This window comes from Flavobacterium sp. (assembly GCF_040402835.1).
GTDB lineage: Bacteria > Bacteroidota > Bacteroidia > Flavobacteriales > Flavobacteriaceae > Flavobacterium.
The window spans coordinates 68201-81261 of the sequence record NZ_JBBALW010000012.1 but is presented as its reverse complement, the minus strand read 5'-3'; the positions used below and the strand labels follow the sequence as shown (position 1 = coordinate 81261).

At 28.9% G+C, this 13061-nt stretch carries 16 protein-coding genes; 8 read left to right on the top strand and 8 right to left on the bottom strand.

Annotated features, from left to right (window positions below):
• The first annotated feature begins 158 nt into the window (after window positions 1-158).
• Entirely contained in the window at window positions 159-995 is an 837-nt protein-coding gene (locus tag AC9UEH_RS05940) for a hypothetical protein (protein WP_509529533.1), read from the top strand.
• Between the two features lie 95 nt (window positions 996-1090).
• Here AC9UEH_RS05940 and AC9UEH_RS05935 read toward each other — a convergent pair whose 3' ends face one another.
• Genes AC9UEH_RS05935 through AC9UEH_RS05925 form a run of 3 tightly spaced genes read right to left on the bottom strand, consistent with a single transcriptional unit; the run spans window position 1091 to window position 3409 of the window.
• Entirely contained in the window at window positions 1091-1942 is an 852-nt protein-coding gene (locus tag AC9UEH_RS05935; RefSeq protein WP_509529530.1) for a glycosyltransferase family 2 protein, read from the bottom strand.
• Between the two features lie 38 nt (window positions 1943-1980).
• Entirely contained in the window at window positions 1981-2751 is a 771-nt protein-coding gene (locus tag AC9UEH_RS05930) for a Kdo domain containing protein (protein WP_509529528.1), read from the bottom strand.
• Window positions 2752-2761: 10 nt separating this feature from the next.
• Window positions 2762-3409, bottom strand: coding sequence for a class I SAM-dependent methyltransferase (locus AC9UEH_RS05925; RefSeq protein ID WP_509529525.1), 648 nt, complete (start codon window positions 3407-3409; stop codon window positions 2762-2764).
• A gap of 136 nt (window positions 3410-3545) precedes the next feature.
• Between AC9UEH_RS05925 and AC9UEH_RS05920 the strand changes: the two genes are divergently transcribed.
• Complete coding sequence (locus AC9UEH_RS05920) at window positions 3546-4649, top strand: glycosyltransferase family 4 protein (protein WP_509529522.1); 1104 nt, start codon at window positions 3546-3548, stop codon at window positions 4647-4649.
• Window positions 4650-4654: 5 nt separating this feature from the next.
• On the opposite strand, the gene AC9UEH_RS05915 is transcribed toward AC9UEH_RS05920, so the two are convergent.
• A complete protein-coding gene (locus AC9UEH_RS05915; RefSeq protein WP_509529520.1) occupies window positions 4655-5608 on the bottom strand; it encodes a WaaS/CpsH family glycosyltransferase in 954 nt (317 codons plus the stop codon).
• A 68-nt stretch (window positions 5609-5676) separates the two neighbouring features.
• Here AC9UEH_RS05915 and AC9UEH_RS05910 point away from each other — a divergent pair, with 68 nt between their 5' ends.
• From AC9UEH_RS05910 to AC9UEH_RS05890, 5 genes are all read left to right on the top strand, one after another.
• Window positions 5677-6237 carry an L-threonylcarbamoyladenylate synthase gene (locus AC9UEH_RS05910; protein WP_509529518.1) on the top strand — a complete coding sequence of 187 codons (561 nt, stop codon included), beginning with the start codon at window positions 5677-5679 and terminating at the stop codon, window positions 6235-6237.
• A gap of 18 nt (window positions 6238-6255) precedes the next feature.
• Window positions 6256-7671: a CCA tRNA nucleotidyltransferase gene (locus AC9UEH_RS05905; RefSeq protein ID WP_509529516.1), complete on the top strand. Its 1416-nt coding sequence runs from the start codon at window positions 6256-6258 to the stop codon at window positions 7669-7671.
• Between the two features lie 57 nt (window positions 7672-7728).
• Window positions 7729-8031: a hypothetical protein gene (locus AC9UEH_RS05900; protein WP_509529514.1), complete on the top strand. Its 303-nt coding sequence runs from the start codon at window positions 7729-7731 to the stop codon at window positions 8029-8031.
• Window positions 8032-8105: 74 nt separating this feature from the next.
• Window positions 8106-8300 carry a hypothetical protein gene (locus tag AC9UEH_RS05895; protein WP_509529511.1) on the top strand — a complete coding sequence of 65 codons (195 nt, stop codon included), beginning with the start codon at window positions 8106-8108 and terminating at the stop codon, window positions 8298-8300.
• A 20-nt stretch (window positions 8301-8320) separates the two neighbouring features.
• Window positions 8321-9343, top strand: a complete 1023-nt coding sequence (locus AC9UEH_RS05890; RefSeq protein ID WP_509529509.1) for a COX15/CtaA family protein — start codon at window positions 8321-8323, stop codon at window positions 9341-9343.
• Window positions 9344-9358: 15 nt separating this feature from the next.
• Here AC9UEH_RS05890 and AC9UEH_RS05885 read toward each other — a convergent pair whose 3' ends face one another.
• Window positions 9359-9835, bottom strand: a complete 477-nt coding sequence (locus AC9UEH_RS05885; RefSeq protein ID WP_509529507.1) for a hypothetical protein — start codon at window positions 9833-9835, stop codon at window positions 9359-9361.
• Between the two features lie 164 nt (window positions 9836-9999).
• On the opposite strand from AC9UEH_RS05885, the gene AC9UEH_RS05880 reads away from it, so the two are divergent.
• Window positions 10000-10773 (top strand): CDP-alcohol phosphatidyltransferase family protein, encoded by a 774-nt coding sequence (locus tag AC9UEH_RS05880; protein ID WP_509529505.1) that lies wholly within the window; start codon window positions 10000-10002, stop codon window positions 10771-10773.
• 92 nt (window positions 10774-10865) lie between these two features.
• On the opposite strand, the gene AC9UEH_RS05875 is transcribed toward AC9UEH_RS05880, so the two are convergent.
• Genes AC9UEH_RS05875 through AC9UEH_RS05865 form a run of 3 tightly spaced genes read right to left on the bottom strand, consistent with a single transcriptional unit; the run spans window position 10866 to window position 13038 of the window.
• A complete protein-coding gene (locus tag AC9UEH_RS05875) occupies window positions 10866-11633 on the bottom strand; it encodes a LytR/AlgR family response regulator transcription factor (RefSeq protein ID WP_509529502.1) in 768 nt (255 codons plus the stop codon).
• Window positions 11634-11662: 29 nt separating this feature from the next.
• Window positions 11663-11968 carry a 2TM domain-containing protein gene (locus tag AC9UEH_RS05870; RefSeq protein ID WP_509529500.1) on the bottom strand — a complete coding sequence of 102 codons (306 nt, stop codon included), beginning with the start codon at window positions 11966-11968 and terminating at the stop codon, window positions 11663-11665.
• A 17-nt stretch (window positions 11969-11985) separates the two neighbouring features.
• Window positions 11986-13038, bottom strand: coding sequence for a histidine kinase (locus AC9UEH_RS05865; RefSeq protein WP_509529498.1), 1053 nt, complete (start codon window positions 13036-13038; stop codon window positions 11986-11988).
• Window positions 13039-13061 lie beyond the last annotated feature (23 nt).

Below are 13061 nucleotides of genomic sequence, written 5' to 3'. Positions count from 1 at the left end.
AAATAATTTTAAAAATGTTGCTTAACTAATACTGCGGGTTTTATTTGCATATCCAGACTGATTTTGTCCTGTTTTATACTATTTTGAGACTTTTGACTTTAAAACTTTCGACTTACTTAGATATAATAATAAATCAAACTAATATAAAAATTTATACAATGAATAAATTATTAATAACAATTAGCCTTTTGAGTTTTTCATTAGGTTTTTCGCAAGATTTAAAGCCAATTTCGGAAAAATATACGGCACATAACAAAGGTAAAATTTATATTTTTTGGGGTGGAAACCGAGACAGTTATACTAATTCTGACATCCATTTTAAAGGCAATAACTACGATTTTACTTTGTATGATGTTGCCGCTGTTGATAAACCTAAAGGGTGGCATATTGATTACATAAACCCCTCAAGAATGACCATTCCACAAACTAATTTTAGATTGGGTTATTTCATCAACGATCATTATAATATCTCAATTGGTGTTGATCACATGAAATATGTCATGTTTCAAAATCAATCGGTTCGGATTTCTGGAAATTACCCCGCTTCATATAATTTAACAGTAATAAATAATGGAGTAGTAAATTTATCTGACGAAAGCTTTTTAACTTTTGAACATACTGATGGGTTAAATTATGTAAATACCGAAATTTCGAGAGTGGATGACATTTCTAAAATTTTTAAAATCAGAAATACCGATAAATTTCAAATCAGTCTAACAGAAGGTGTTGGTGGTGGAATTTTATATCCAAAAACAAATGTAATGTTAATGGGACAGCCACGACATGATGATTATAATGTTGCTGGTTATGGAGTTTCCGCAAAAGCAGGGCTAAATCTAACTTTCTTTAAATACTTTTTCATTCAAGCTGAATTAAAAGGAGGTTATATCAACATGCCAAATATCAAAACAACATTTGATAATTCCGATAGTGCTTCACAACATTTTATGTTTTTTCAACGCGTAATCGCTTTTGGAGGAATTTTTAAAATCTAAAATATTAAAATTAAAGGCTAAGTTGTAAGTGTTATAAAGTGTCGTGTTTTAATAGATGTATTTTTTAGTAATTGACTGATTTTAAAAAAAAAATTCTATTTCAAGACATTTGACTTTACGACATTACAACTTTCGACTAACTTACTTATTCCATTTTCAATTTTAGTTACTTTATTTTTTCTGTTGTATTCTCGTATTTCTCTGTTTTTTTTCCAAATTTCAGGAGTTGAATATCCTCTTGTGTGATCCAAATGAATACAAATTGCACTGTAACGTATTTGCTTAGAGAGCATGCCGTTATAAAACATTCTTTCACCTAATTCCCTGTCCTCTCCTCCATATTGCATATCGTTGTTAAAACCGTTAACTGCAATTATATCGTTTTTCCAAGCGGATGAATTATGACCATTCCACGACCGTTTAGTAGGTGTAATCCAATTCATGAATTTTGCAAATAAAACGCTTTGTGTCATTTTACTACTTTTGAAATTTAATTTAAAACCATTTTTTTTAAGCCAAGATAATTGGAAACAATCTGAACTCAAAATATCATTTTCAGAAATTATTTTTGAAATCGAAAGAGGAAGTTTAAAATATCCTCCAGACAGAAAAAATCCATTTTCCCTATATTTTAAATGCATTGACACAAAATCTTTTCTAGGAATACAATCGCCGTCAGTAAAAATTAAATAATTTGAATTTGAATTTAGAATGGCCTTGTTTAAAATTTTAGTTTTTTGAAAACCCTCGTCTTTTTGCCAAACATGCACAATTGGATGTTTAAATTTCGAAGAAAATAAAGACAAGATTTCTTTGGTTTCCGGAGTAGAACCATCATCAGCAATAATGATTTCAAAATCGCACTCGGTTTGGACACTAAAACCAATAAGTACTTTTTTCAACCAATCAACGGCATTGTAAGTTGTGATTATTACTGAAACTTTCATTTTTTCTTTTGAAAAGTGAAAATACTATTTTTTCATAACTATTTCTTCCAAAATTTTAATTTCTTTTTCAATCTTTTCTTTCTAAAGTATTGATTTTGAAAATCAGAAGTCATTTTCCATAGTGTTTGAAAGATAAGTTGTTCAGATTCTCCCGAAATTATAGCGTATTCATTACTCATTATGGATACCATTTCTTTTTTAGGTGTCAATCGGCAAAGGTTTTTCATTCGGATTTCAAAAGACATAGATTTATGAAATAACATCCGATTTAAATCAACCAGATAGAAATCATACTTTCCATTATTCCCTTTTTTAATTAACGTGTTTCCTGGTGAATGGTCTAAAAACTCAATTCTTTTTTGATGTAAATCATAAGAAAAACGAGTGAATTGTCTCAATATTATTTCATTTTCAGGAAATTCAGGAATTTGAACCAATTCTCTAAAAGTCAAATCACATTGAAGATGTTCGCTAATATAATAACTGTCTTTTAAACCTAAAAAGTTTGTGTTTTCAAAATACGCAATGGGTTGTGGGGTTCCGATCTTATTTTCTAACAAGATATTCGCAAATTCAAAGGAACGCCTTGCCTTTGATTTTCTATAATATTTATAAATTATTGAATTAAGAAGATGTGGTTTTTTGAAAGATTTAATATTGATTTGTTTTGAATCAAAATCGAAAAGTTTAATTACATTTCTATTACCGTCACCGAAAACAGTTCCACTTGTTGAAAAAATAGAAACTAAATTAGAAATTTCATTATTAAAATCTGAGTAATTTTTAGAAAAAAATTTATTTAAAATCATCTAGTATAATTTATTTATTTTTAGTCACAACCGTTGCAAATTGAAGGTAACGAATATCTAAATGTGTAAATAAAACAAATAAGTTATATAAATAAGGTTTAAGTGAACGACTTTTATTAATTCCTTCACTTAATTTTATTTCATATCCAGCCTCTATATACATTCTTTTAATACTTTTTTCGGTAAAAAATCTTAAGTGTGTAAAGTCCATAACACCAAAGCTATCGTATTTCCAATCCTTTTTAAATAATAGTCTCATAAATGTATTGTGGTATCTGACATTTGGAATAGAGCTTATCAATACACCATTTAAAGCTAATTTACTTTTAATTTTTTTTAAAACGCTATAAGGATCTATCAAATGTTCCAATACATCATTAAAATATATTGCGTCAAAATAATTATCAGGAAGAGAATCCAAATGTTTTTCACACTCACCTGCAAAAACCTTGTGCAATATTTTTGCAGCAATATCTGCTTCAGACTGCATTAATTCAATTCCCCAAACTTCCGCGTCATTTTGGTTTTTTATAACTTCGGCAAAACATCCATTTCCACAACCTATATCAATTATTTTTTTTGCGTCTTTTGGCAAATATTTAAGCATTTCAAATCGAATATTATCATAATAACCTTGTGGTTTGTTTTTATAATCCATAGTCGATTTTTTTCAAAGATATTAAAATTTCTATTGCCAAGTTAAATAAACTATATTTGTTTGGTCCATTAAACAATATAATTACTTTAAATAAAAATAAATTCAAGATTAATAAAAAATTATAATTTCTTACAACATGAAGATATTAAATGTTACATCTATAACTGAATTAAGAGGCGGTGACACACAAATGTATTCCGTTTATAACATTCTGAAAAGCAAAAACGACTTAACCCAATATATATTATGTCCTGAAAATTCGGTACTTGCAGGAATGTGTAAAACGGATAACGCTAATTTTTTTACTTACAAAAAAAATAAATTAAAACTCCTTAATCTTTTAATTGCAATTATAAAAATTTGTAAAAAAGAATCAATTTCCATTATTCATATTCATGATTCAAGTGCATTAAATGCAGGATTAATTGCTATGAAATTTATAAATAAATCAACTTCTTTAATCTTAAGTAGAAAAAGAAACAACACCATTAAAAACAAATTTCTGAATAGATACAAATATTCGCATCCAAGTATAAAGAAAATTATTTGTGTATCGAAAGCCGTAGAATCAATTTTTGAAAAAATAATAACTGACAAGAATCGTTTAGTAACGATATACGATGCCATTGATGTTGAAAAATTTGCAAAAAAAAATAATAAAAACCTTCTTCATAGTGAATTTAATTTTTCACCTAAAACTAAAATTATTGGAAACATTGCAGGTCTTACAAATCAAAAAGATATTTTTACGTTTATAGATGTTGCAAAAAAAATTAAGGGGAAAGATGAAACTAAACAATCTATAAAATTTATTATAATTGGAGATGGTCCATTAAAAAATAATTTGATTGAATATGCTAAAACTAATGACTTAACGGATGACGTACACTTTTTAGGTTTTAGAAATAATGTAGCTGATTTACTTCCAGAATTCGACATATTCCTTAATACTTCAATTACAGAGGGATTACCATTAACAATATACGAAGCATTTGCTTGTAAAGTTCCTGTTGTTGCCACAAAAGCAGGTGGAATTCAAGAAATTGTAATTGATGGTGAAACTGGATTTTTAGCAAATATTAAAGACGCAACTATACTTTCAGAATCTGTTTTGAGAATTTTATCGGATTCTTTTATAAATGAATATATAAAAAACAATGCTTTTAATTTGGTGAAAAAAAATCATGATTTAAAGGTAATGGAGGAAAATTACTATCAGTTTTATCTAACTCTTATTTGATTATATTAAACTTTAAATACTTCAAAAATCCAATTTTCTAATTTATATTTATTCAAAATTAAAGGATTAATATCTTCATATGCACTTTCAAAAAAATCAATTGGAATTTCAATATTTTCATTGTTTATAACAAAAATATTATTCTTGTTATAAAAGTCATAAGTGATAATGTCTTGATTATTAGTAATCAATTTTTTCCTGTAACCCAGCGCTTCAAAAACTCGAAAACTTAATCCAAATTGATTGTTTTTTTGTAAATCAACCATGACTAAACTACTTGATATTATTTTTTTAACATCATTTATTGGAAAATATTTCTTCGTGATTTCAATTGTATTATGATTAAGCAATTTATTTTTTTTAACTATAAATCGGAAAGGAACTTGATTAACAGTTAAATAATTCGCTAATTTTTCCAACAACGGAAACCTCTTATCAAAAGAAGAAATAGTAAAAGCTTTATTAATAATAGTATTTTGCGATATTTTATCATCATAAATATAATTTGTTAAAAATTGAAAATTAAATTTTTCAACATCTCTTTTATCGTAGCTGTAAATAGAATCAAAATAGGTAATTGTTTTTTTTTGGTTTTTAAAATTTTCAATTCCATCAAATAAAAAACAGGTCAATTGAACAGAGCTTTTTCTTAAAAAATCTAAAGAATCTTTATGAAGTTTGTCTGGTCGTATAATCAATATTTGATCAAATATCTCTTTATCTGAAATTATTTTTTTTATATGATTAGTTCTGTTTTTTTCTTTTAAACCTGTTAGTAGAACTAATTTTAAAATAAAGTTAACTATTCTTGAAAATTTATTTTTATATACAAATGGGATTTTATCAATGTTAATGTAGGTCAAATCAATATTTTCATTCAAGTTTAGTTTATCAACCAAAAAATCAATATAGCCAAAAGAATGAGTAGTTATAATTGCAATCATTTTTTTATTTGTCATAATTACTATCTTTGTAAAATAATTAATTTTCACAAAAATAGAAAGTTATTTATTAAATCCTAAACAAAATGAACCAAGAAATTCACAATGCCTTCGAAATCATAAAAGAAGGCGGAATTATACTTTATCCAACAGATACTGTTTGGGGAATTGGATGCGACGCAACAAATTCTGAAGCGGTTGCCAAAATCTATAAACTCAAGCAAAGAGCAGAAACACAAAGTATGATTGTGCTGATGAATGGCGAAAAAATGATGTACAATGTTTTCAAAGACATTCCAGAAGTAGCTTGGCAATTAATAGATTTATCCGAGAATCCAATAACCATAATTTTAGACAATCCTAGAAATGTAGCACCAAATTTGATTTCTCAAGATAAATCGTTAGGAATTAGAATTGTAAAGGAGCCTTTTTGCTTCAAATTAATGGAAAAAATGAGAAAACCATTGGTTTCCACTTCTGCAAATATTTCGGGTCAACCCACCCCAATTGCTTTCAAAGATATTAGCCCAGAAATTATAAAAGGTGTGGACTATGTTGTAAATTTGCACCGCGATAGAATTGGGGGAAAGCCGTCAACAATCATAAAATTGACGAGTGATTCTCAGGTTAAGATTATTCGGAAATAATAATTTGAAAATTAAAACATGAATTACAAAATAGCATTAAATAACAAAATCTTCGAGGTAATTTCAAAAGCTTCCCAACAACTAAACATAGATAGTTATGTGATTGGTGGGTTTGTGCGGGATTTAATTTTAGGTAGGGATTTAAAAAAAGACATTGATATAGTTGCCGTGGGTAGCGGAATTGAACTCGCCTTAAAAGTATCTCAATTACTTCCAAACAAACCAAAAGTCCAAGTTTTTAAGACTTATGGAACTGCAATGTTGCGTTTTGAAGATACCGAAATTGAATTTGTTGGCGCCAGAAAAGAATCCTATCACTTTGAAAGTAGAAATCCGGTTGTAGAAAACGGAACTTTAGAAGACGATCAAAACCGCCGTGATTTTACCATAAATGCATTGGCATTATGTTTAAATAAATCGAATTTTGGTGAATTATCAGATCCTTTCAATGGCTTGGAGGATATGCAAAATAAAATCATAAAAACACCTCTTGATCCTGATATTACTTTTTCAGATGATCCGTTGCGAATGCTTCGTGCCATTCGGTTTGCCAACCAATTAGGGTTTCAGATTGAGGAAAATTCGTTGCAATCGATAACTCAAAATAAAGAGAGAATAAATATCATTTCAGGAGAACGCATTGTTGACGAGTTGAATAAAATACTTTCAACCGATAAACCATCAATTGGCTTTTTATTGTTATATAAAACAGGGCTTTTGGACATCATTCTTCCTGAATTAACTGCTTTAAATCAAGTGGAAGAAATTGATGGTCATACTCACAAAAATAATTTTTATCACACTTTAGAAGTCGTTGATAATATTTGTCCAAATACCGATGATGTTTGGTTGAGATGGTCGGCTTTATTGCACGATATTGGAAAAGCACCAACAAAACGTTTCAACAAAAAGCAAGGGTGGACGTTTCACGGACACGAATTTTTAGGGGGAAAAATGGCGAAGAAAATCTTTGAACGCTTACACATGCCATTGAATCATAAAATGAAATTTGTTCAAAAAATGGTTATGCTTAGTTCTAGACCAATCGTTTTATCTGAAGATATTGTAACTGATTCGGCTTTGCGTCGTTTGGTTTTTGATGCCGGAGAAGATGTGGAACATTTAATGACGCTTTGCGAAGCTGATATAACGACCAAAAACTCTAATAAATTTAAGAAATACCATAAAAATTTCGAAATTGTTCGTAAAAAAATTGTGGAAGTAGAAGAGCGTGATCACATACGAAATTTTCAACCTCCAATAACGGGTGAAGAAATTATGTCGATTTTTAATTTACAACCTTCTCGAGAAATCGGAATATTAAAAGAGGCCGTTAAAGAAGCTATTTTAGAGGGTGAAATTACGAATAATTATGATGAAGCATATACTTTTGTGTTAAAGAAAGCGGAGAAGTTGGGGTTAAAGAAAGTTTAGGGAATATTTATACTAATTTTTAAAGATTTTATATAATTTTACTAAAAATTAAAAAGTATGAAAAGTGCAGAATTAAAATTAGAATTGATTGCGCAAATTATTTCAACTAATGATTTAGCAACATTAATGAAAATTGAAACTATTTTAAATAATTCTGACCAATCCATTCTTGAAATAAACGAACCTACAACTGCTTATGTTAAAACTGAAAAAGTATTTATTCTAAATGAATGGCAACAAAAGCGGATTGACATTGCATTAAAACAAGTTGAAAACGGCGAATGTATTTCTGATGAAGAAGCGGAAAAAGAAATTCAAATATGGTTCAAAGAAGAAGAAGAAAGATTGGGTGGACAGTAAATGCCCTTCTAACCAAGAAAAATATTTTTTATTATTGGAATAATCGAAATAAATCAACTGTTTATAGCCAAAAATTGAACCAATTATTTACTACAACAATACATACCATCGAAAATTCTCCCGAAGCATCTATAGCTATTAAGTCAGGAAAAATTAGAGCCATTTTAGTTAAAGACTATTATCTAATTTTTGAAATTACACCGTTAACTATATTTGTCTTAGACATTTGGGATACCAGACAAAACCCTGAAAACTTTCCTTTAAAATAAATATTCGCTTTAAACAAAAAATGAAAAAGTACTTCCTCAAATCTGCAAAAACAACACTAATTTTAGTCTATTTAGTTATAATTGCTGGAGCATTAGTTAGAATGACAGGCTCTGGAATGGGTTGTCCCGATTGGCCGAAATGTTTCGGATATTATATTCCACCAACCGATATTAAGGAACTTACTTGGACACCGAATCGAGAATTTGAAGAAGGACAAGTTATTATTAAAGATGATAAATTATGGGTTGCAAAATCGGTTTTCAAAACAAATATAAACTTCGATAAATCGCAATGGAGATTATACACCAAACACGATTATGCGATATTTAATGCTACCGAAACATGGATAGAATATTTAAATCGTCTGATAGGAGCATTGGCGGGAGTTGCTATTTTTTTAATGGCACTATTTTCTTTTGGCTATTGGAAAACAAATAAAAAAATAACACTGCTTTCTTGGGCTTCTGTTTTACTAATAGGATTTCAGGGGTGGCTTGGAGCAAGAGTTGTTTATTCGGTTCTTAACCCCGTAAAAATAACCATTCACATGATGGTTGCTTTACTAATAGTAGCATTATTACTCTATCTTATTAAAAATTCTAAAGAAAAAATAAGTATTTTCAAAAAGAACACCCTATTTGAAAAAATAGTTCTTTTAACGCTGATTTTAACTTTTATTCAAATAGTTTTAGGAACTCAAGTTCGACAATATGTAGATGATCAAATGAAACTTTTGGGCTATGACCAGATGGCATTGGTATTAAAAAACCCTATTTTGGTTTTCTATATCCACCGATCTTTTTCACTATTGATTTTAGGATTGAACGTGTTTTTGTTCTTAAGAAATAGGAAATTCCAGCTGGGTTTTGATAAGACAAACTGGGTTTTAGGAATCATTGGAATCGAGATTCTTACTGGAATGGCCATGTATTATTTGGATTTTCCATTTGCATCACAACCCCTACACTTGGTAATAGCTTCTCTACTTTTTGGAACACAAACCTATTTATTTTTAGAAACTAAAGAAGCTAAACTTAGTTAATTATCAATTAAACATTTACAATTGACAATTCATTTTTGTTATTCGAAATAATTTTTCAATATCAGGTAATTGAATCGATTTTAAAAGCGAATCTTCGATTAAATCTGCCCAAGAATATAAGTATAAAATAGTATCTGACTTTAAATTACGGTTTAAAGTGGCTCGACCTGATTTGGCTAAAACAGCCTTGTCTGACAACCACTCTAAGTTTCTTAAATCTTGGGCTGTGAAACCAAACTCAATCATTTTTCCAATAATCATGTCCATTGGATAGCCACTTGTTGGGCAATAATCAATTAATTGTTCAGACCAATCCCCTCTTTTTTGAAGTGCGTATTCTTGAATTTCTGCTCTCGAAAAAGAAGTAATAGTTTGAACTAAATTCCCGCAATTGCAATTTCCCATGTGTCCCCATTCGTAACGGTGACCATTTTCCAGTTTCTTAGCAGTAGTTCGTAGTGCTTCAATTATGTTTAAACGTAGGGCTGCCATATTTATGTAAGTTAAATTATAAATTTTAAAATTAATAAAAATTTAAATTTAATTTAATCATTTTAACAAAAACTAAACTTTTGTTTATTTAATAACTTTTTAAATTTAAGACTATCTTTGCCCCCTGACTATATTGTCGCATTTCATTGTTTACATTATTTTAAATGTCTAAACTTTCCGCTCAAGATAAATTCCTAGATTTATCAGATTATGGAAGACCTTTTGGAAAATGGTTTGCCAATTTGCTGAAAAATACCCGCTTCACCCCTATTCACGTTACGCTATTATTTGGTTTTACAGGGCTAATTTCTATAGTTTGTATTTTGAAAAATCAGTATGTTTTGGCAGGTTTTTTTATCATTTTAAAATCGGCAATTGATGCTGCTGACGGCGAATTGGCTCGATTAAAAAACACACCTTCTTATGTAGGAAGATACCTCGATAGTGTTTTTGATATTGTCTTAAATTTTATGTTTTTAATGACCATTTGTTATGTCTCAAAAACGACAATTTGGTTTACTATTTTAGCCTTTATTGGCATTCAATTACAAGGCACATTATACAATTATTACTATGTAATTCTAAGAAATAAATCGGTGGGTGGAGATACAACAAGTAAAATTTTTGAGTACAAATCGCCACGAGCTTTGCCTGGAGAAACTCAAAAATCGGTAGATATATTATTTGGAATTTACACCTTTGTTTATGGTATTTTTGACAAGGTAATTCACTTTTTAGATCAAGACGCATACAAGGTAAAAACATTTCCAAATTGGTTTATGACTTTACTTTCAATTTATGGATTGGGATTTCAATTGTTGCTAATTGCGATTATGATGCCACTGAATTTGATTGAATATATAATTCCATTTTTCATTGTTTATACTTTATTTATATTTGTAATAATTGCCATCAGAAAAACAGTTTTTAAGGCTTAAAATCACTATAGAATAAATCGATACTTGATAGTTAAAATATTATTTATCAATTATTTAAATATAATTACTTAAATTTAAAATATAATTGTATTTTATCCAATCCAATTTTTGAAATCAGCTACTTTTTCACGACTTACAATCACCTCATCATCTTTAAAAGTGGGTAAAATAATCCTCAATCTTGAGTTACTATAGACCACAATTTCCTTAATTGCTTTCATCGGAATTATAAATTTCCGACTTATTCTATAAAAATCTTTGGTGTCTAATTCTTGTTCTAAAACTTCTAATGTAGATTCTATCAAGTAATTTCTATTGTCAAAAGTATGAATATAGGTTCCTTTATTTTCGCTAAAAAAACATTCGATTTCATCGGTTGAAATTACTTTTAGGTGCTGCCCTATTTTCACTGTAAACCGTTTTTTGAAATGATTTTCAAATGAATTTTGAAACATTTTTTTAATTTTTTCAAAGTCCATTTGACTCGTAAAAATTCCTTCATTTGATTTTTGAAAATGCGCTTCGAATTTCGAAATTGAAACTTCTAATTCGACTTCGTCAATTGGTTTTAAAAGATAGTCAATTGAGTTCAATTTGAAAGCTCTTAATGCATATTCATCATAAGCAGTTGTGAAAATAACAGCACTTTTAATTTCCACTTTTTCGAATATTTCAAATGACAATCCATCTGACAATTGTATGTCTAGAAAAATCAAATCGGGATGTTCGTTTTTAGAAAACCATTCGATAGCTTCCTGAACAGAATGTAGCATTACTTCTACACGAATATTTAGCCTTTCTAGTTTGCGTTGCAATAATCTTGCAGCTGGCTTTTCGTCTTCTATTATTATGGTTTTCATTTTACTGATTTTAAATTTTCAAAAGAAATTTATATATTTGAATTTCTATCTTTTTCCATAAATTCCTTAATTTTTTTATCTTCCCAATTTTTACCAAACAGAAGGTAGCTACCAAAAACGCCTGTTCCGTGAGATATAATTCCGATTCCCCAAAACAAAACTACCGAGAAACTTTCCCAACGCCAAAAATCATTTTTATTCTCCAAATATATTTGAATAATCAGGAATATATTCACTAAAATATAGACTAATAAGTGCATGTAAAATCCTTTAATACTTTTTACTCTTTTTTGCGCTGCAAAATAACGCTCGTCTTTTTGAATTTGATTTTCCATTTTGTTTTTATTTACTATTATCTCCAATTTTGTTTGTTTTCTTCTTTATTCATTAGCTCTTGGATTTTTTGCACTTCCCAATTTGAACTATAACCATATACCCGAAGTGCTTTCATTATTAAACCCAATCCCCATCCAAACATAGAAAACCAAAACCACTGAAATTGTGGACTAAATCTTAGATTTATATATATGAGAAACGGAATTACTATGCAATAGGAAATCAAACTAGTGTAAAATTTTCTTAGTTCGTCAACTTGTCTTTTTGCTTTGTAGTAACCGTTTTCTGAATCGTAATTTGAATTTTCCATAATTGTTATTTGTTTTGTTAGTATTGGTAATTTAACTGTAAATGTGTTTTCGTTTTGTTCAATTGAAACTTTTCTGTCTGTAATAATGTGGTAGCGACTAATAATATTTTGAATTCCAACGCCTTGTCCGTCTTGCAATACGGCTTTCTTTTGAAAATTATTTTGAATTACCAACACATCGTTTTCGATATAAATCTGAATGTGCAATGGTTTTTGTTCGCTTATGATGTTGTGTTTTACGGCGTTTTCTAAAAGTAATTGCAATGAAAGTGGCACAACCTTCATTTCTGTCATTGCGAGAGACGAAGCAATCTCATCATAATTTGGAGGTAATTCAAAGGTTAAGCTGTTTTCGAAACGCATTTGCAACAAATTCATATAAGTTTTTGCAAAAGCCAATTCTTCTTCAATTGGCACCAAGTCTTTGTCTTTTTGTTCCAAAACATACCGATACACTTTAGATAAAGCAGTTGTAAACCGTTGTGCATTTTCGGGATTTTCTTCAATTAAAGAACTCAAAACATTGAGACTATTGAAAAGAAAATGCGGGTCGATTTGGTTTTTTAGCGTTTCAAACTTTGCAGATGCTGTTCCAGCAATAATTTTTTGCTCTTTGACTTTTCTTTCTTGAATATTCTTGTTGGATTGATATATTTTAAAAATTATAAAACAAAAAATTATAAGAGCAAATGAATAATTGTAAATATTAGTTCCATCAATTGGAATCCATGTTAGGTTGTACATCAAAAATGTTTTCATAAGTCTTATTATTTGATACAAAT